The sequence below is a fragment of the Hassallia byssoidea VB512170 genome (assembly GCF_000817785.2).
GTDB classification, from domain to species: Bacteria; Cyanobacteriota; Cyanobacteriia; order Cyanobacteriales; family Nostocaceae; genus Hassallia; species Hassallia carrinoi.
The window spans coordinates 18,223-36,754 of record NZ_JTCM02000065.1; the positions used below are offsets into that span (position 1 = coordinate 18,223).

Annotated in this window: 19 protein-coding genes; 17 read left to right on the top strand and 2 right to left on the bottom strand. The window is 40.6% G+C overall.

Annotation, left to right across the window (positions count from 1 at the left end):
• The 15 genes from PI95_RS22880 to PI95_RS22950 all read left to right on the top strand — a co-directional run bounded on the left by PI95_RS22880 (position 1) and on the right by PI95_RS22950 (position 14,661).
• Positions 1-723 (top strand): hypothetical protein, encoded by a 723-nt coding sequence (locus PI95_RS22880; protein ID WP_039741437.1) that lies wholly within the window; start codon positions 1-3, stop codon positions 721-723.
• Positions 702-1,418, top strand: a complete 717-nt coding sequence (locus tag PI95_RS22885; RefSeq protein WP_201280571.1) for a hypothetical protein — start codon at positions 702-704, stop codon at positions 1,416-1,418. The genes PI95_RS22880 and PI95_RS22885 overlap by 22 nt, the downstream gene beginning before the upstream one ends.
• Positions 1,411-2,007 (top strand): Mov34/MPN/PAD-1 family protein, encoded by a 597-nt coding sequence (locus PI95_RS22890; protein ID WP_039741440.1) that lies wholly within the window; start codon positions 1,411-1,413, stop codon positions 2,005-2,007. Before PI95_RS22885 ends, PI95_RS22890 begins: the two co-directional genes overlap by 8 nt.
• Positions 2,004-2,801 (top strand): ThiF family adenylyltransferase, encoded by a 798-nt coding sequence (locus PI95_RS22895; protein WP_039741706.1) that lies wholly within the window; start codon positions 2,004-2,006, stop codon positions 2,799-2,801. Before PI95_RS22890 ends, PI95_RS22895 begins: the two co-directional genes overlap by 4 nt.
• A 103-nt stretch (positions 2,802-2,904) precedes the next feature.
• Positions 2,905-3,579 carry a hypothetical protein gene (locus tag PI95_RS22900; protein ID WP_039741442.1) on the top strand — a complete coding sequence of 225 codons (675 nt, stop codon included), beginning with the start codon at positions 2,905-2,907 and terminating at the stop codon, positions 3,577-3,579.
• 297 nt (positions 3,580-3,876) lie between these two features.
• Complete coding sequence (locus tag PI95_RS22905; protein ID WP_039741444.1) at positions 3,877-4,938, top strand: methyltransferase; 1,062 nt, start codon at positions 3,877-3,879, stop codon at positions 4,936-4,938.
• 606 nt (positions 4,939-5,544) lie between these two features.
• On the top strand, positions 5,545-6,462 hold the full coding sequence (locus PI95_RS22910; RefSeq protein WP_052324844.1) for a DUF5895 domain-containing protein: 918 nt from the start codon (positions 5,545-5,547) through the stop codon (positions 6,460-6,462).
• 73 nt (positions 6,463-6,535) lie between these two features.
• Positions 6,536-7,855 (top strand): DNA polymerase III subunit beta, encoded by a 1,320-nt coding sequence (dnaN, locus tag PI95_RS22915; protein WP_039741448.1) that lies wholly within the window; start codon positions 6,536-6,538, stop codon positions 7,853-7,855.
• A 70-nt stretch (positions 7,856-7,925) separates the two neighbouring features.
• The gene (gene dnaX, locus PI95_RS22920) at positions 7,926-9,215 is read left to right on the top strand and encodes a DNA polymerase III subunit gamma/tau (RefSeq protein ID WP_039741451.1); all 1,290 of its coding nucleotides are present in this window, start codon (positions 7,926-7,928) and stop codon (positions 9,213-9,215) included.
• A 107-nt stretch (positions 9,216-9,322) separates the two neighbouring features.
• Complete coding sequence (locus PI95_RS22925) at positions 9,323-9,553, top strand: hypothetical protein (protein WP_039741453.1); 231 nt, start codon at positions 9,323-9,325, stop codon at positions 9,551-9,553.
• 124 nt (positions 9,554-9,677) lie between these two features.
• A complete protein-coding gene (locus tag PI95_RS22930) occupies positions 9,678-11,492 on the top strand; it encodes a ribonuclease H-like domain-containing protein (RefSeq protein ID WP_039741456.1) in 1,815 nt (604 codons plus the stop codon).
• Between the two features lie 2 nt (positions 11,493-11,494).
• A complete protein-coding gene (locus PI95_RS22935; protein ID WP_039741458.1) occupies positions 11,495-12,280 on the top strand; it encodes a hypothetical protein in 786 nt (261 codons plus the stop codon).
• Positions 12,280-13,128, top strand: coding sequence for a DNA polymerase III subunit delta (gene holA / locus PI95_RS22940; RefSeq protein ID WP_373695715.1), 849 nt, complete (start codon positions 12,280-12,282; stop codon positions 13,126-13,128). Before PI95_RS22935 ends, holA begins: the two co-directional genes overlap by 1 nt.
• Positions 13,125-13,937: a DNA polymerase III delta subunit-related protein gene (locus PI95_RS22945; RefSeq protein WP_039741460.1), complete on the top strand. Its 813-nt coding sequence runs from the start codon at positions 13,125-13,127 to the stop codon at positions 13,935-13,937. The genes holA and PI95_RS22945 overlap by 4 nt, the downstream gene beginning before the upstream one ends.
• A 73-nt stretch (positions 13,938-14,010) precedes the next feature.
• A complete protein-coding gene (locus tag PI95_RS22950) occupies positions 14,011-14,661 on the top strand; it encodes a hypothetical protein (RefSeq protein ID WP_039741714.1) in 651 nt (216 codons plus the stop codon).
• Positions 14,662-14,750: 89 nt separating this feature from the next.
• Here PI95_RS22950 and PI95_RS22955 read toward each other — a convergent pair whose 3' ends face one another.
• Complete coding sequence (locus PI95_RS22955; RefSeq protein WP_039741462.1) at positions 14,751-15,740, bottom strand: hypothetical protein; 990 nt, start codon at positions 15,738-15,740, stop codon at positions 14,751-14,753.
• Between the two features lie 169 nt (positions 15,741-15,909).
• On the opposite strand from PI95_RS22955, the gene ssb reads away from it, so the two are divergent.
• On the top strand, positions 15,910-16,293 hold the full coding sequence (gene ssb / locus PI95_RS22960; protein WP_029631159.1) for a single-stranded DNA-binding protein: 384 nt from the start codon (positions 15,910-15,912) through the stop codon (positions 16,291-16,293).
• 76 nt (positions 16,294-16,369) lie between these two features.
• Complete coding sequence (locus tag PI95_RS22965) at positions 16,370-16,789, top strand: hypothetical protein (protein WP_039741465.1); 420 nt, start codon at positions 16,370-16,372, stop codon at positions 16,787-16,789.
• Between the two features lie 401 nt (positions 16,790-17,190).
• Here the strand turns inward: PI95_RS22965 and PI95_RS22970 are convergent, their stop codons facing one another.
• Entirely contained in the window at positions 17,191-18,393 is a 1,203-nt protein-coding gene (locus tag PI95_RS22970) for an RNA-guided endonuclease InsQ/TnpB family protein (RefSeq protein ID WP_039741718.1), read from the bottom strand.
• Positions 18,394-18,532 lie beyond the last annotated feature (139 nt).

Here is an 18,532-nt window from a genome sequence, read left to right on the forward strand (position 1 = left end):
ATGATATCACTAGAACTATTTAAAATACCCATCACCTGTACAGAAACAATCACCTATCTGGAAAACTTCTCTCAAAAAGCAACTTTACTCAGTTTATATCAAAAACTATTTGCAGAAGAATGGGATAAGTCAAAAACACCTATAAACAGAAAGACACATCCTAATTGCATATATTCAGATAGAGAAATTGAATTTATTCACCTAGTAAATTCAAAGTTGTTTCCAGTTGAATTTATTGATGAAATAGAAACATACGAAGAATATGAAAATATAGTTATATTACCACAAAGACTTGAATGGTGGAATGATAACTTTGAAGATTTAGAGGCAAACGAAAAATTCTTACTCTCTGTTGTGGGTAATGGATATAGCCTTGAATATTGGGAAGAAGAATTTGGGTTTAAACCTGATTATATAGCAGATGCGGAAAATATAGACTTTCAAAAACTTGTGAAAATCTGTAACAAGTTCAAAACACCAATCAAATATTTAGTACCTAGCCTGAGTCTTCTCGACTATTCAACAGGGAATATTTGGTTAGACACAACCTATGAAACTGGATATTGGTGGGAGTGGAGCGAAGAAAATGTATTATTTATCGCCGATAAATGGCAAGAAGCCAGCATCATCCTAAACCAATTTGAAGAGTTATCAGACTGGATAAAAGTATCAATAGCCAATCGAAAGAAGGTAGTCAAAATATGGAATCAAGCTGCCATATAAATATAGGATTAAACACTCAAATCATACTGAATAACATTCCACAACAGGAAATTTTAGGGCATCTAATCATTCTCAAAGGACAGTTTGTACTGATAGAAGAAGAAGGTAATAAAACACAATATAAATTTCTATCACCTGAAGCTGTGGAAAAAGCGTTTACAGCCAAAACTGTAAATTCAGGATGGTTATCTCCCAATACGCTCTGGTGGGAGATAACACCAAATGGAGAAGGTATTATTCAATTTTACCCGCCTCAAAAATATTCAGTCTCAATACAAACCCCAGAAGGAAACAATACAATAACTATTCCCATGCCAGCATTTATATTCGCTGGATGCAACAGTAGCTACTACTTATGGGCAGTTAAAGGAAGAACCTTCAAGCAGGATTGTCAATTATACAAAGCGCCGTTACCAAATATTTGGGACGACTCAAATAAAATCTGCTTCGGTAGGAACATCCCACCTGCTTGTAATCCCGACTCAATCAATAAAACCTGGGAATTGTTTTGGAACAGCCCTTTCAACCAAGACTTCAGCCAAAACAAGTCAAAATCACACCCCCACAATGTCTGCGACTTATTGATAAGCCTACGAACCACAAAATCCTTTCCAGCAAAGGAATTAGTTGCTAGAGAGTATCAAACAATCAAAACGCCAAACGATATATCCAAGTATCTATTCCAACATGAATAACCTCTTCATCAGCTATAACTACGCTGTCAGTCACAACCTTCCCCCAAAGAGCCAAAAGCTTCAGGAATACTGGCTTGCATCTGATGGAGTATATGCGCGATCGCACCGCCCAGAATTAGAAATCTGCCTGCAAATCGCCCATACCCACATAGCAGGATTGGCACAAATACAACCCTATTTCAAGTTAAATGTACCGAAAGTCCCAGCAAGCATAATTACAGACATCATCAATGCTGCGCGGATTAATCCCCATCAAGAAATCCTTTTTTATCTGGGGGTTGTAAATAGCCAATGGTGGTGTCACACACCAGCACAAGAAGCATCCTCAACTCATGTGCGATGGGCAAAGCCCCGCCAAGGGCGATCGCTGGAAAATACAAACCTCAGATACAGCCAAACATTGGTTGAAATCCACTCACACGGCTGTATGAGAGCAATCCCCAGCAACCAAGACAACCAAGAGGAGTCAGGAAAGTTCCGCATATTCGGAATTATCGGCACAGTTGACAAAAAGCCTACCATCTACACCCGCGTAGGGGCATACAACCACTTCCTTGAAATTGACCCCAATTTGATATTCGAGTTATGATACAAATCGACACAGAATTTTTCTTACCCGTTCTCCCCCGTCCCCACCGCAAAGTAAATTTTATTTTAGTAGGGGCTGGTGGCACAGGGGGGTATCTTGCCGAAGATGTTTGCCGCCTCATAGTACAGCTACAGCAAAACGAGAAAAAGGCTAACCTCACCATCATCGATGGAGATAACGTCGAACCTAAAAATATCGCACGCCAAAATTACCAACCATCTGAGATAAGTTTTCCCAAAGCACAATGTCTAGCCACCAGGTGCAGTGCCAAATATGGGGTAGAAGTAACAGCAATTTCAGATTGGTTTTCCCCTAACCATGTAGAAAATTACAAGTGGAATACCCTCACAATTATCATCGGCTGCGTGGACAATGCTGCCGCCAGGGCAGAAATTCACTCGTGTTTAAAATATAACAGCCCACGCGACGAACAAGCTGACTTATTCTGGCTAGACTGCGGTAACAGTTCACTATCAGGACAAGTTATATTAGGAACCCACGCTGATTTCAATATTGTAAGCGCCTCCAATAACCCAGATAAACCCGCATTCTGGAAACACCTACCATCCCCAGCGCTGGTACATCCCGAATTACTAATCCCAAAGCCTGAAGAACTCAGCAGCAATAACCTCTCGTGTGCGGAAATTCAAATACTTAATCACCAAACTCTATTCATAAACCGCATGACATCAGCCATTGCATCCCAATACCTTTTAGAGTTAACCCTAATAGGAAAAATAAGCAAGTTTGTTAGCTACTTCAACCTAATTCCTATGTCTTGTCGCAGCATCTAAACCACAATTAAAAATTTAGATAAATATCACATTGTCTAAATAAAAACAACCACAACAGTTAACACATATCTGTTCTGAGTATTTCTTAGGACAGATTTTTATTATGGACAGATTTAATCCAAGTCTGTTAGAAAAGCTTGAATGTGAAAGTAAAAGTTCAGGCAAAAACACCATACGTAAATCACCAATTAGCCAAGGTGAAAAACTTGGTGGCGAGTTTCACATCATCATGCAGCAGATTGGGCTAGGACTACCTGTAGAGCCATTCTTAAAGGCATATCCTCAATTAGGCAAGTGGGTAGAAGTGCTGCTACCATTTCTAGAAATTCCTGGTAACAAACAATGGAATGCCGAAGCGCAGTATCTCTACAAGTCACAGTTAGTCCACGCTAATTATGACTTAATCATCTATCAGGATCAACAGGTAATTGGACTGGACTGGACTATCCAAAAACCATCAACTTTTCAGTCGTTAGAGAATTCATTTCATACTCAACTAAGATTATTCTTACTCTATGAAAAAACCCAATTACCAGCGGATAAAATTAACCTAATCTACTTGTTCGTCAACACAGCCAATGTTTACCAATTCACCTATTCAGAAGTAAAACACCTAGTTTTCAAGGAAAGACTGTTGTCTATTATTACACAGTTTGCGGTAGAGGAAATTCAACAACAAGTTGAGCAAGAAAGTTTAGAAATTATCCATCACAAGTGGATGAATAGGGAAATTACAACTAAAGAATATCTAGATGCAATTCCTGAAATTGAATTATGAACTCCTCAAAAATTAAAGTCAAAAAAGTTGAACTTACCCCCGATGGTTGGACATTTAACATTTTATCTCCGCGAGTCGCCACCATTACCAGTCCTACGGGAGTAAGAAAAACTACCTACTTTGGGTTTAACTCTAAGGAAAAAGCCGAAAGCTTCCTTGTATGGATAACCCGTAAGGACAAATGCACTAAAGCTGTAATTCGCTCAAGTGAACGCCTAAATACTCCTTGGGAAATAAAAGTCTGGGGTACAGAAGAATCACTCATTGTCAAATGCGCGCTCAAGGATCTACAAGAAAATGCAACTATCGCTCTTCAAAATAATCCCAGAACATACAACCCCCGGCGAAATCTACACCTTCAATCTCAACACTCCCAACCCGAAGCAAGCAGCGAAACTGCAAGAACTTGCCACCTCGATGCAACAATCAATTGACAACAAGCTTAATCCTGCCATAAACAAACAGCGGGCAACCAAACGCCGCAAAACAATCGCTCAATCAATTATCGCCGAAGGAGTAGAACTACAAACAATCCAATCTTGGTTACTTGCTATAGCCCAAATGTGGTTTGTGGGAAATACCCCCGAAGTGCTGCGGGGCATCTCCCAAAAGTCCCAAGCAGAAGCCCTGTACAAAATCTCTCAAACAGCAAGGACTCTCGAAGAGGTAGAAGAAATTCTCTCCAATGAATATTATCAAGATAGGATAAAATCTCTCAAGCGTGCAAGTATTTGCACCGCAGGCGAGATTATGTCTGCGATAGCTGAAATTCAGAAAGTTGTTAAACCTGATGAGGTTGATACTACTCAACAAGAGCTAAATCGGCTGGAGTTAAAAATCATTGGAATGAAGTCTGGAGACTTCTTCCCCAGCCCGCCTTTTGTTTGCGATCGCTTAATTCAGTTAGCAGAAATTAATGAAAACTCTCGCATACTTGAACCCAGCGCTGGCTCTGGCTGCATTGCCGAATCCATACTCAAGAAATATCCTCAAGCCAATTTAGAAGTAGTAGAGATTAACCCAACTCTACGTAGCATCCTCGAATTGAAAGGGTTTAACTTAGTAGGTAGAGATTTTCTAGGTTATACAGCCGAAAATTCCTACTCTCATATCATTATGAACCCTCCCTTCTCTCAATTAATTGAACATATTTACCATGCGTGGAAGTTAATTCATTCAGGAGGAATCCTAATAGCAATAGTTCCAGAGTCGGTATTCTTCAACAAGAAATATAAGGATTTTAAAGAATGGCTAGAAAATTGGAATTTATATGATGAGTCTCTACCTAAAGATGCCTTTTTGCAATCAAATAACCCCACAAACGTAGCCACCCGCATCATCAAAATATACAAGCCTTAATGTATTACAAACGCATTGTATACTGGCAGGTTGACGAAAATAGGAATAGGTATATAACATACCTATTCCCCATATGGGAGAAGCACATTAGCTACAAAATACTTGAATAGCAAGAGTTAGAAGTTAGAAGATGCTGTAAGCAAGTGCAAACTAGCTAGTTTAAAGCTAAGTAATATCACCAATTTAGTCAACCAATTGTTGCAAAAAAAATCAAAATAACCAAGAAGTAAAATGACAATTCAGACAATCACATCCTACAGATTTATTCCTGGAAAAGAAAGTAGCGTCACAGTGTACGGTAGTCCAGATGAACAAACAGTCGCAATACATAATTCAATTGGCACGACAGTGAGTCTAACTTTCACTACTGAAACCACGTTAGTTCTTCAAGAATTAATCATGAATTTAGAAAAAACATATCACAAACTTATTAAAACTAAAAATGAGTATTTATCAGGATAATATTCATACGGCTTAGAAGATATTACTTAAATAATACTTCCAAGATTCACTTTAAAGTTACTTGTTTATAACAGGCAACTTTATTTTTTTATCACGGCATATGCAAATGCACAGGGTATATGAACTAGTTCAAAAAGGATAAGTATGGCTAAAAGTCAAGCCAATTTAAATGAAACTCAAACAAAAAATAATACTGCCGAAACTCATTCAACAACAATTCCTCAAGTAACAGAAAAAGATGAATTTTGTTCGCCTGAGTTTTTAGACCCAAATGCACGACTCCCTCGCATCCAAGCACTTCGCGGTACTACCTCACAAACCTGCGGATATTTCATAAGTGTAGACCAAATGGCAAATGCTGGTTGGATGGACTTTGACGACAAGCAACTCATAACCTACACATTTGAGTCTAGCGGTGCTGAAGAAAAGGGTATTCTTATCCAAAATCCCAGAATGTTGGTGTGTCCCAAATCGCCAGTGTTGGGATTTGATAGAAAGCAATCCCAAGAACCAAACTCGTCAACAATAATTTTAGGAAAGTACACTCTTGAAATGAAAGAAGACGAAAATATTGGCAACCTACAGTATTTTCAAGTCTTCCTGCTAGACAAAAATAATCAACCCCTGCACCAAATTCCCCTAACTTATAAGGCAATGGGCGCAAATCAAGCATCCTTTGCCACTCATTGGCAAGAATTCTGCAAAGAATTAAATACTTGCCATTCAATTATTAATGGTATCCCAGCCAAACAAAAAAATACCCTATTTTATTCTCTAGGAATCTTTTGCTTCAAAACAGCTAGAGAACAAGCTGGAACCAAACAAAAAAGTTTTGCTTGCAAGGTAGTCGAACACGAAACCCCAACCCTAGAAACATGGCAAAACTACTTCGTAGGGTTTAAAGCCGACGTTAAGAATTACGTATGGGAATCCCTCGAACCCAACAAACCTATGGCAATTCCAGGTCTAGATAATTTAAATAATTTACTACTACCAGGTGCAGTAGAAACAGTGGGAATCTCACCAGCTAATTCATCCGAATTAGACAAATTGCCTTACTAACCATTTGTAAAACTTCAAGGGTGCTAGTTAACACGCTAGCACCTTCACAAATCATGCCCAGGCAAAATACACCATGAAACTAATAATTACTCAATCTGTACTGGCGGAACTCTTAGAAACAGCCAAAAACGGCATATCCACAAAACCAATAGACCCTATACTCGGAAGCCTGTTAATCGAAGCCTCGGATTCGGGCAGACTTACCGTCATTGGTACTGACCTGAATGTAAGTATCAAAACTACAGCGATAACTAATATTATACGCTCAGGTGTAGTTGCCTTAAACGCCAAATTACTAGTCGATACAGTTAACAATCTAGGAAGCGGCGAACTGGATATTGAAGTAAGCGATCGCGCCTGTGTTATCAGCCACAGCACGGGAAAATGTCGCATTATAGGAGGAAATCCCGAAGATTTTCCAAGCATCCCAGAAACAGAAAACCCTACCGAAATCAGCATTCCTAGCAAGAAGCTACAAGCTGCCCTGGAAGCTTGTCTGTATTGTAGCAGCGCAGACGAAACCAAACTCATCCTCACAGGTGTACATTTTCAGTTACAAGGAGAAAATTGGAGTTGCGCCAGCACCGACGGACACCGCCTTGCGTTTGTATCTTCCAAGCTGGAGCGAAACTACGAACCACTATCATTCACAGTCCCTAGAAGAAGCCTCACCGAGTTGGGAAAAATCTTGGCGACAACAGCCGAAAATAACAGTTGTACGCTCAAAGTTGCAAACAACACCATCCAGTTTATCTTGCCAAATGCCGAACTGACATCCAGGTTGTTAGAAGGAGAATTTCCTCGTATTAACAACCTTATACCTAGAAGCTTTGCTAACGAGCTAATTGTAGAGCGCAAGGGTATGGAAATTATTCTCAAAAGAATCAGCCATTTCGCAGAGAAAAAACACAAGATTGTCAAAATCCTGTGGGAGGTGAACGATCAACAAGCAACATTAATGACGGGTAATACTGATATTGGCGATGCGGTAGATTCTTTACTTATGAAAACCCAAACCAGTATAGGGGAAAACATCGGTATTGGGGTAAACAGTAGCTATCTACAAGAAGCACTCAAACACATTTCAACCGATGAAATCCTATTCAGATTTAACAAACCCCTCCAACCAGTCATCATTTCTCCTGTAGGTGGATTGCTCGACCAATTAACACTAATTATGCCCGTAGACGTGCAGGATTTCGATAAACCAGAAAATCTTGCCACCACTTCAAAACCAGAAACTGAAACAGTAGATATTTCCGAACAAGAGGTATCTAATGAAACAACCAACATAGCAGAAACATCCCCGTCTGATACAGCTAGCACCAGCAAGTCAAAATCCCGCAAGCGCAACAAGCAGGAAGCAAAACCAGTAGAAACAGCAGCCTTATAGACCAACAAATATAGCCAGCATTTTTACTGGCTATACACAAATCCATTTAGAAAATTTGATTTTCTCAAATATGTACACACCACTGCATCTCAAATATCGCCCCCAGCAACTTTCACAAATAGTTGGACAAGAACATATTGTACGCACCCTGAATAATGCGATCTTGCTCAAAAAGACTGCCCCAGCCTATGTATTTACCGGTCCCAAGGGTACGGGTAAAACGAGTACAGCGCGCATTCTCGCCAAATCTCTCAACTGTCAATCAACAGAAGAACCAACAACTGAACCCTGTGGCGAGTGCAATTCTTGTCAGACTATTTCCCATTCCTCATCTCTCGATGTAACCGAACTTGATGCCGCCAGCCACTCTGGTGTAGATAACATCCGCGAGATAGTATCCAACCTTCAACTTAAACCAATCGAGGGTAAATACAAAATCCTAATTATAGATGAATGTCATGCCCTTTCCCACCAATCGTGGCAAGCATTACTCAAAACATTAGAACAACCACCAGTCCATGTTGTGTTCATCTTCTGTACCACCGAGGTACACAAAGTCCCAGAAACTATTACCTCCCGCTGCCAAAAGTTCGATTTTAGAAGGGTTACCCTCTCATTAGTTGTAAATTACCTAGAAAAAGTTGCCCACCAGGAAGGTATAAATATCAATCCGCTAGCATTAACAGCCGTCGCCAAAGCAAACAAGGGACACTTGCGCGACTCACTCAAACTTTTAGACCAACTAACCTTGCTGGGAGAAGAGGAAATCACTCCCAATTGGGTATGGGAACTATCGGGTATCATCCCCGAATACGATTTAGTCACTTTCTTTGAAAATATCACTCTTAGAGAAATTACAGGTAATTTAGGCATTCTCCAAGATTGGATTGAATGCGGCAAGCACCCAATCACTGTTCACACAAGCCTTGTCAGCTTTCTAAAAGACCTGCTTGTGTGCAAAACCAACCCCGATGGCAGAAATATTACCCAACTGGAAGAGGAAACCTGGAATTCCCTTACAACAATCTCCAAATCGTGGAGCGTTAACCACATCCACAGTGCGATCGCACTCCTGATGGCACGTCAAAATCTCATGCGAGATGAAAACGCGCACTTGTGGATGGAAGCTACCATTATCGAGATAGTTCAAACCACAAAGAGTAGTTCCCAAACTCAACCCTGGAAGGATTGGAAAACTGCCCAAGACGCAATTAACTGGGCAAAGGAACAGTTACCCCACTTATCGCAGACACAGTTACAAGAACACTGGCAAAAGCTTACACCCATTAATGGAAAGAAAGCCTTAGTGTGGGTGGAAGTCATTCAAAAACTGCAACAAACACAACTGCAACAAGCTTAGAATAGCAGCTCTCCCTTATTAGGGAGAGTTAGTTATTAGTTAAAATAAAACCGCAGCTATAGCTAACGCTTTTAATATTATACAACTTACAATTCTTTGTAAAATACATGGAATATCGCAAACTATTTCAGCAACAATTAAAAACTTTGGAAGAATTAGGAGAACAAATTGAAAATGATGCGGGAGGACAAATCGAAGAAAGTCCTAAAAATGAACATGGGATGTTTATTAACCAAGAACTAGCAAATGATACTTTCGCTGCTGTCCTAGCTGCACAAGAAATCAAAGCCATAGTCCAACGATTTCAAGCATACCTGAACAACAGCCAACAAGCATAGCATAAGTTGAAACCTCTTTTAGTTTTGACAATTAAAAGAGGTTTCAACAGTCAATACCCACAAGCATCGCAATATATCCTGAACGCGAAAAATATTTTATCACAATTATAAAATTCTCTAATTAATGAGTTATAACCACAGGGATTTTGTCAAAAAGTCTAGGGGTATAATCATTGTCGATGAAGACAAACTAGACATCTATTGGAAAGACCCCACTCCAATTAAACCCTGGCAACCGCAAGTACAACTCAAGCCATACCAGGAACTTTCACAGTTATTTGTCGATATTGAAACAGCAGGTATAGACCCAATTGAAAATCGCATTTATGCCATCGGGTGTATGGATGAAATGGGATATCCTACTGTTTTTATGAATATTTCAGAAGCACAAACTATCACAGACTTTTTCAATCACCTAAAGAAGAAAAATCCAGATGTAATTTTCACCTACAACGGGATGGAATTTGACATTCCATTCATTATCACTAGATCCAACCTGCATGGCATAAAACACCCATTTAAAATTGCATCCAAACCTCGGGCTATCCGAACTGCCAAGGTACGCGGCGAACCGCTAAAAATTCGGGAGGTATTTGTCAAAAATAGCCAGCACGTAGACGTTTATATCTGCGTTCTCAGGTGGGATTTTGTCACCAAAAAGCTAACCAACGGAAGGTCGCTCAAAAAGGTTGTGTTGGACATGGGACTGCGCCAAAACACCAGACTGGTTCTTTCCTATGAGGAAATTTTAGCTTGTTGGAAAGATGGTCTAAACAGTAGGGGGTGGAAACGTTTAAAAGAGTATCTTATCTACGACCTCGAAGACACCCAGTTAATTGCTAACAGGCTCGTACCCTCATACTATTATGAAGCGCCGATCGTACCGGGAATGAACCTCCAACAGTTAGCACTAGCTGGTAATGGTACCAAGTGGGAGCGAATATTTGAGCATCACTACCAAGGGATAAAACCAAAACCCGATCGCAAGTACAAGTTCCAGGGAGGCATGGCTTACTCTATCCCTGGACTGTATAGAAAGGTCGGATACGCAGATATTAGCTCAATGCACCCTTGGGCAATGCTAGACAAGGGTATTTGCTCAATTAAAGATACAAAACGTATCGGGCTAAGTATCCTGCAATATTTGGTGAATGAAAAATCTAGACTGGAACAACTTGCATCTACTGGAAATATTGCTGCCAAGGAGAAGAGAGAATCTGTCAAAGTTCTAGCTAACTCCGAGTTTGGCTTCTTCGGCACATCTGAACTCGCCTTCAACGATATGGAGGCTGCGGCTTTGGTGACAGCCTACAGCAGAAGGGTACTCAAACTCATGATTGAAATTATCACTTATGAAGGGGGTACTCCCGTGGAAGTTGACACTGACGGGGTATTTTTCACCCACCCCAACCCAGAAGAGATACATAGTTTGCTTCAATCTCAACTGCCTGAAGGGATAACCGTCAAACTAGAGTTTATCGCTTCGGCGATGTTTATCCCGGAAAGAGGAACCAAAAACTACCTTTTATGGCTTCCGGATGGGAAAATCATTACCAAGGGGAACTGGCGCAATCGCGATCGCTCGCAACTAGAGAAAGAGTTTTCCATTCAGTATTTAACTCTCCTAATCCAAGATATATCAGCAGCAGAAGAGTATTACGCCCACATTTCATCCCATATTTCATCAAGGGAATATCCAAAAGAAAACTTGTGCATTACTCGTAGAATTAAAGAGGGTGAAAAAGAACTTCTCAAACTCGGAAAACCCGGAGATGTAGTGACTTATTATTACAGCATTCTGGGTGTAACAGACATCAACAGTTTACAAAAGTATTCATCACAGTATTACATCAAATTACTCGCCCAAAAACGAGTAGAAATCCTGCAAATTGCAAACCCTCAAATGCTAAACAGTGCTAAACAATTGACTCTTTTCTGACAATGGCTAAAAAATTATCACTGCTCAACAAAAATCAACGCAAGTGGTTAAATAACTTCCTTGAAGGAAAGCCCTACGCCAGATTAACCAATGTCTATGACTCATTAGACGGCGACCGAGTTGTTGAAATTGTATGGTGGGAACATAGTATACCTACAGTTATTGACAGTCATACACTCATTCAAGGAAGTATATCTTACAAGGTAAGAATCAAACTCCGAAAGTTTGGCGACCCCAGACAAACAGCCAATTTCTCCTACGAGATTATCCCAGCCCAAAAACAAACCTTACCCTACCGACTCAAAGAACAGCTATCACTTGAACTTCCACAAAGCTACTTAATACCCACTCCCAAAAACCCTGTAGTTGTCAAATCTAGGAAGACTAAACAGAAAATATTAGTCGCCGGTATAACCCAACAAACCCTACCTCTTGAGGGTATAACTGCCCAACTAAACGAGATAAATCTTAAAGATGGTGGTGTACCCCTATCCGAACAGGAACTACTTCTAGAAACCACACCGCACATTGATTTAGATACTGGCACTCGATACAAACTTCCCAGTGCCATTATCAAAATTCTCAACGATAAAAAAGCAAATTTTCGGGAGTGGGAATCAGCCATCTCGCTATATCAGGTAGCTGGTTCATCTGCGTTGTTGCAATATCTAAACGAGTTAGACGGCTGGCGCAAATACCACGGTACTCAGCAAGTTATAAATTCAGTTCAAGATGTCAACCAAAGTAAAGTTGATATACAATCGGTTGGCAACAAGGGAATCCTATAATTCGAGTTGATAACAAAGCAGCAGCAATACCCCAGGCGATAACAGAGGTAATGACAGTTCCCTTGGGGGCAGGTGGAAAGATTGTCCACATTAGAGATGGGACAATATTCAATAAATGTTCGGATGAAATAATTTCCTCACTCTTAAAAAATCTTGACAAAGTACCTACTCCAAACCTACTGTTAATTACCTCACTTTGGAAACCTGATAGTAGAAGCAAAGTCGTCAAAGCACTACTCAAACACGCCGAAGTTGAAGAATTTCCTCTCATTCCGAGTTGGGATAAACAAGGAATAGAAAAACTAATTCAAGCAGCAGTAAAAACCCATTCCTTAGAGCTTGTCCCCGCCGCCACTACCTATCTAGTGGAGGCAATTGGAAACAATACTGCACGGCTCGATAGCGAATTAACCAAACTTGCTATCTACGCTCAGGGGGAAAAATTGGAGTTAGGAGATGTTCAGTCACTTATAAGCAACAACAATATCAGTTGTACCGAACTCGCCCACGCCATTAAAAATAGTAGAGCCGATACAGCAGGGCAAATACTCCACCGCCTACTAGTTGAGGACGAACACCCTCTTAAAATAGTCGCCACCCTCATAAGTTACTTCCGCACTTGGTTAATTACGAAAGCTGGGGTAGAAGAAAAACTGCCCGACAATAAAATCTCAACACTCGCCGAACTCAGCAACCCCAAAAGGCTGTACTTCCTCAAAAAAGAAGTCGAAGCTGTAAGCGTCGTTAAACTCAAACAAATACTCGTAGCACTAATCCAACTTGAAGGTGAACTCAAGTCTGGCATTGACAACTTCACCCCCACCATCATCAAAATCTGCACCCTATGAACAACCTCTTTAACGAGATAGTCGGGCAGCATACCGCAAAACTAATCTTAAATAATGCGATTGCCCAAAATCAAATTTCAAGCGCCTACCTATTTACCAGCACCGTCGAAGGGGTAGGTAAAACCAAAACTGCCCGACTATTTGCTGACTACATCTGTAGCACCACAGATATGCTGGAAGTGCGTCCGCAAGAAGACAATTCTACTATCGGAGTAGAACAAATACGGGAAACGATCGCCTTCCTTTCAACCTCTCCCATTGAAGGCGATCGCAAAATAGTAATTATCCACGACTGCGACAGGATCACGCTAAACGCCGCCAACGCCTTACTTAAAATCTTAGAGACACCAGGAAAAGGAATATTTATCCTCATTACATCCCAAGCCCAGAATATACTGCCTACCATAAAAAGTAGGTGTCAAATAATTCCATTTGCTCAACTACCTATTGATGAACTAAAAACTATTCTGGAAAACCATAAAATCTACCTCCATCAAGACATACTCGAACTTTGTTTAGGCAGTCCTGGTCGTGCGATCGCATTCCACAGTCTGTTAAATTCCATACCAGAAAGCATACTCGACCAACTGCAAGTACCTCCCAAAAATGTAATTACAGCCCTAGAAGTGAGTAATTGGACAAGTAAACAGGATAAATCAACTCAAGCTTTATTACTCACCTACTTAGAGACAAGATGGTGGGAAAAGACTAAAAAGACGGGATTGCTCGCTTTCTTTACGACAGCAAGAGAACAATTTCAATGTCACGTATCACCTAGAAACGTATGGGATAACCTACTCTTGCGCTAAAAAAATCCCCAAAAGATGAAGGCAGCCGCCAGCTAGTAATAATTAGCTGACGGCTTTTTATATGGAGGTTAAAATGCAACAACAAAGCCTGTTTGATATTGAACAAACAATCAAAAATAGTAAATCAAAAAGAGAAAAAATACTAACTCCTAACATTCAAAAAATGCTTAAGATTCTAGCCAGCATGGGGATGGATAGAAAGGTATTCGCCTGTTTGTTAGAACTAGCAGAGGTGGATGCACAATTAATTAAATATCTAGCTGGTCCCACAATCACTGGTGGGCGAGAATGGAAGGATGCTATTCCCAACTGGGTGTGGCAAGCAATCGCAATCGATAGACTAGATACAATCCTAGAGGAGGTAGATAAAGGTGAGGTAGGGAAACTTGCTACGCCAAGCGAAGTGCTTGCTGTAATGATGCCAATTACTTTTGAAGTTCCACTATCTTGGGAGTGGACAAACGTATATTTTTGGGCTTCACATGCTACTCTCTCCAAACACAAACCATTTCCAAATTATGATTACGATAAACTTTGGGAAAGTATTGGTATAACGCCAATCAATTACAAACAAATTCAGCATGATTATGAAACTCTCGCCACCGATATCCGCGCTTATGTGGTAAAGGGTGCAAGCAACGAATGGGGTAAAAAGCTTAAGCAAAAACCCCTCTTCAACAATCAATCTACAGAGGAAAATAATCCCCAATTATCACTTTTTTAAACAACCAACAGCTATCATGCAGTTCTAGTTGTGCAACTATAAATCAAGCAAAGTATTATCAGGATTGGTTAAACCAACCTGATTTTTTCCTACAATTCCGCAGCATCTTTTCTACCCCTGTTATAGAAGGGTAATAAATTAGAAAAAGCCTCCCATAAAAACCAGTTTCTACTTTCCTGCCATTCCTCAACACCCCTATTAGTTATAAAATAACCAACCCGATAAACAGCAGCAACCAACAACGATTGAAAAGTAGTGGGGACGCGAGAATTAAACGGAATTAACATTATCTCGTTAAGGCAATTAGCATCATACCCATGCCCAACAAATATGTAATACACTATCCTATGGATTAATCTTGATAAAACTGCGGTCCGGTCAGTCCATTTTTCAACATAGGGCAAGACCTGAAAATAACCATCTGGCAGAAACCCAAGTTCAATGTTAAACTCAGCCCTTTCAACATCATCCATATTGTCTAGGAAATCTTCAATTCCCTCTTCATCTATATCGCTATTCGCCATACCAAAATCACCTATAGCTACAACCTCAAGCGCAAGATAATGTAGCGCCAACCCCCACATCAAAGGATCTCCGTCCTCAATTCCAGTTAGAGAAAAACTATCTGTGCCAATAAAATATTTCTCACCCAAAGTTTTTAAGCTTTGATAAGCGATCTTGCGAGCAAAATATTGGTCGGTAGAGTTGATAAATCTTCCCTCAAGCTCATTATCTACAAGATGCATGAGAATTGCCACAAGAGCAGAATAAGAAGCATCATGCAAGCAAGTTGGGTTGGGAGAAAGAAGGTCTACCAAACAAAGTGACATCACCTCATCCCAAGCACCAATTCGAGCTGTATTAGATACCTTTCTAAAATGTTCGACATCGGAACCACCATTTCTATCCCACCATTCGGAATTGTCTACAAATAAAGGCGACGAGTAATTAGCACTTCCATCTCCGTGTTGGTCTTCATCATATTGCATCCACATTAGAGCAAGCAAGACTAACTTACATTTGATAAATCTTGATTTAAAAGAGCGTGCTATATCTACTTCCAATTTAAATGTTTCCATAAATAATTAATAAATCGATACATATATATTTCCCGTATCTATAACTTTTCTACCAATAGCCAGATATTAGAAAAATTGTGGATATCCCCCATCCAGTCGCAAACAACCACAAACAAGACAGGTGCTTACGCAAAAAGGATTTGAAGTATTAGGAAATTCAACAAATTTTATGAGCGAGTATCTCAATCGCATCACAATTGTCGGACGCTGCGGTCAAGACCCGGAAATCCGTTATTTTGAAAGTGGCTCGGTAAAAGCAAGTATCTCGGTTGCAGTTAGACCTCCTTACAAAAGTGAAAATGCATTATGGTTCGACCTTATCGCCTGGGGTTCAACCGCCGAGGTAATTGCAAATTACGTTAAAAAGGGAACACAAATCGCTATAGTAGGTGAATTTGGATTCGATAGGTGGACAGACAAAAATTCAGGTGCAATGCGGTCTAAACCAATAGTAACGGTTCAAACAATCGAATTATTAGGTTCTCCAAAGAACGAGGATAAATCCTATAAAGAAGAAAAACAAACCGCAAGCATTGCTAACGCAAATTACTAAAAATATCTTCGTCAAGTCCCCAGCCCAGAACAATCGGTTGGGGCATTGTTCGTTTAGTGAATTGTTTTACAACATCATGATTGAAACCAACGCAACAGTAGTAATCAAAAGCGTCAATGAGTCCCACGACTTATTGGGTAGTTTAATCACTTACGGAATAGCTGAATTTAGCTATCGGGGTAAAGATGGGGCGGTAATAGATGAAATTTCCTACCGTGCCAAAGGTATCCCAGCCGTAGACATCAAATGTTCCGGGGGAAACTCCCAAGGCATAGCTACCGGATACATCGACTTACAAGTCAACGAACGAGAAGGCTACAAAGAAAAAGTTGCTAGCCTCGTAATTAGAGGGTTCATCTCAACTGGAAAAACAATCCAGGAATTAGTGCAATTTGAATCTACAAAAGAAGAAACTCCCGACTTCGCACAAGAATTGCTAGAAGAAAATATTTCCAGCGATAGCGATGAGGAACTAAGCGAAGTGCCGGCATTTTAATAAATTCCGATCCCATTTAAGAATAATGTTAGTGTGAGTCTAAACACTCATACTGACATTATTTTCTTTACTTTTTTTCAACCACCCTTTGATAGAGTTGCATTTATATAGTGCGGGCGCTTTGCTCGCTTATCGGTTATGGCAGGACGGGCGCTGTCTTAAGCGAGCATCTTAGACAAAGTATTGCTTATAAAGGCTAATACACCTCGCATATCTCAAACCTTGAGTAAAACTAGATTTATCAATTTTCTGTGCCTCAAAAATGCACTCATTGAACCATCAGAAATAGTAGAGTTAACCTATCTACGGCTTCTTATTTGTAAAACTGTAACACAAGAGCGAATATAATACTTCCATAAGTTGACATCCTCACCGCCCAAAAAGGGCGGTGATTCCAAGAATCACTTCTTGGGCTTCCTCTTTCCACGAGTTGACTTGCTTGGAGGATTTGCATCACCCAAGTATTGGTCAGTCTCTCCAGAGGCGTTAGTTACGACGTGACCCGCCGTACGTAGTGCCTTTTCTAGTATGTTTCGTGCAGCGTTCCAATCCCTGTCTTGGGTATAACCGCAATGCTGACAATTATGTGTTCTGGTGCTAAGAGTTTTCTTAACGACTTTCCCACAATTAGAACAGTTTTGGGAGGTATAGTGGGGTGGGACAGCAACTGTGACCACGCCAAAAACACATGCGAAATATTCAACCCATTCTCGGAATTGAGTCCACGCTGCGTCAGAAATCGATTTAGCAAAGTGTCGATTCCTTATCATGTTTCGCACCTTCAAGTCCTCATACGCCACGAGGTCGTTAGACATCACTACGCATCTTGCTGTCTTAATAGCAAAATCTTTACGCTGGCGACTTACCTTGAGGTGTTTACGTGCAAGTTTATTTCTAAAATTGGCTCTGTTTTTCGACCCTTTCTTGGTCTTGGACATACGGCCTTGAAGTCGTTTCAAAGACTTCTCGCTTTTACGGAGGTGACGCGGATTGGCAACGGTGTTACCGTCAGAATCGGTGTAGAAGTGGTTAAGCCCAACATCGATCCCGATATTGTGAGCAGTCGGTTCTCGTTTCTCCAAACGTTCTTCATTAATGCAGAATTGACAATAATAGCCATCTGCACGACGAACAACACGGACACGCTTAATCTGCTTCAATTGGTAGAAGTGCAAATCGCGGGTTCCCCACATTTTGAAGGTTCCCGCTTCAAATCCATCAGAAAAAGTGATACATCGCCTATCTTCAGAAAGTTTCCAGCCACTGGTTTTGTATTCAACAGACCCATGTGTTTGTTCTTTCTTAAAACGCGGATATCCCTTTTTCCCTGGTATTTTCTTTTTGCAGTTGTCGTAGAAACGAGATATTGCAGACCACGCTCGTTCCGCACTAGCTTGACGAGCCATAGAGTTGAGATTGTCTGCCCATTCAAATTCTTTTGCAAGAACGGCACAATAAGCGCTCAACTCGTATCTGCCAATATCACGATTGTCCATCCAGTATCTGACGCAACTGTTACGGACAAATCGTGCAGTACGGATAGCTTCATCCAGCTTTCCATACTGTTCGTTTGTTCCTTCCAACTTTGCTTCAAATACCAGCATATTTACGTTCAACTCACTAACGTAATTATAGGACAATTTCAGAAGGTAGGGTCGAGAGAAGTTATTACTAACCTCTCCCTCCCATCCGAAACCGTGCTTGCGATTTTCACCGCACACGGCTACTCCGGTGTCCCCTTGT

Coding starts and splice junctions, on each gene's coding strand:
- PI95_RS22880 (WP_039741437.1), top strand. CDS start 1: ATGATATCACTAGAACTATTTAAAATACCCATCACCTGTACAGAAACA.
- PI95_RS22885 (WP_201280571.1), top strand. CDS start 702: ATGGAATCAAGCTGCCATATAAATATAGGATTAAACACTCAAATCATA.
- PI95_RS22890 (WP_039741440.1), top strand. CDS start 1,411: ATGAATAACCTCTTCATCAGCTATAACTACGCTGTCAGTCACAACCTT.
- PI95_RS22895 (WP_039741706.1), top strand. CDS start 2,004: ATGATACAAATCGACACAGAATTTTTCTTACCCGTTCTCCCCCGTCCC.
- PI95_RS22900 (WP_039741442.1), top strand. CDS start 2,905: ATGGACAGATTTAATCCAAGTCTGTTAGAAAAGCTTGAATGTGAAAGT.
- PI95_RS22905 (WP_039741444.1), top strand. CDS start 3,877: ATGCAACTATCGCTCTTCAAAATAATCCCAGAACATACAACCCCCGGC.
- PI95_RS22910 (WP_052324844.1), top strand. CDS start 5,545: ATGGCTAAAAGTCAAGCCAATTTAAATGAAACTCAAACAAAAAATAAT.
- dnaN (WP_039741448.1), top strand. CDS start 6,536: ATGAAACTAATAATTACTCAATCTGTACTGGCGGAACTCTTAGAAACA.
- dnaX (WP_039741451.1), top strand. CDS start 7,926: ATGTACACACCACTGCATCTCAAATATCGCCCCCAGCAACTTTCACAA.
- PI95_RS22925 (WP_039741453.1), top strand. CDS start 9,323: ATGGAATATCGCAAACTATTTCAGCAACAATTAAAAACTTTGGAAGAA.
- PI95_RS22930 (WP_039741456.1), top strand. CDS start 9,678: ATGAGTTATAACCACAGGGATTTTGTCAAAAAGTCTAGGGGTATAATC.
- PI95_RS22935 (WP_039741458.1), top strand. CDS start 11,495: ATGGCTAAAAAATTATCACTGCTCAACAAAAATCAACGCAAGTGGTTA.
- PI95_RS22945 (WP_039741460.1), top strand. CDS start 13,125: ATGAACAACCTCTTTAACGAGATAGTCGGGCAGCATACCGCAAAACTA.
- PI95_RS22950 (WP_039741714.1), top strand. CDS start 14,011: ATGCAACAACAAAGCCTGTTTGATATTGAACAAACAATCAAAAATAGT.
- PI95_RS22955 (WP_039741462.1), bottom strand. CDS start 15,740: ATGGAAACATTTAAATTGGAAGTAGATATAGCACGCTCTTTTAAATCA.
- ssb (WP_029631159.1), top strand. CDS start 15,910: ATGAGCGAGTATCTCAATCGCATCACAATTGTCGGACGCTGCGGTCAA.
- PI95_RS22965 (WP_039741465.1), top strand. CDS start 16,370: ATGATTGAAACCAACGCAACAGTAGTAATCAAAAGCGTCAATGAGTCC.
- PI95_RS22970 (WP_039741718.1), bottom strand. CDS start 18,393: ATGCTGGTATTTGAAGCAAAGTTGGAAGGAACAAACGAACAGTATGGA.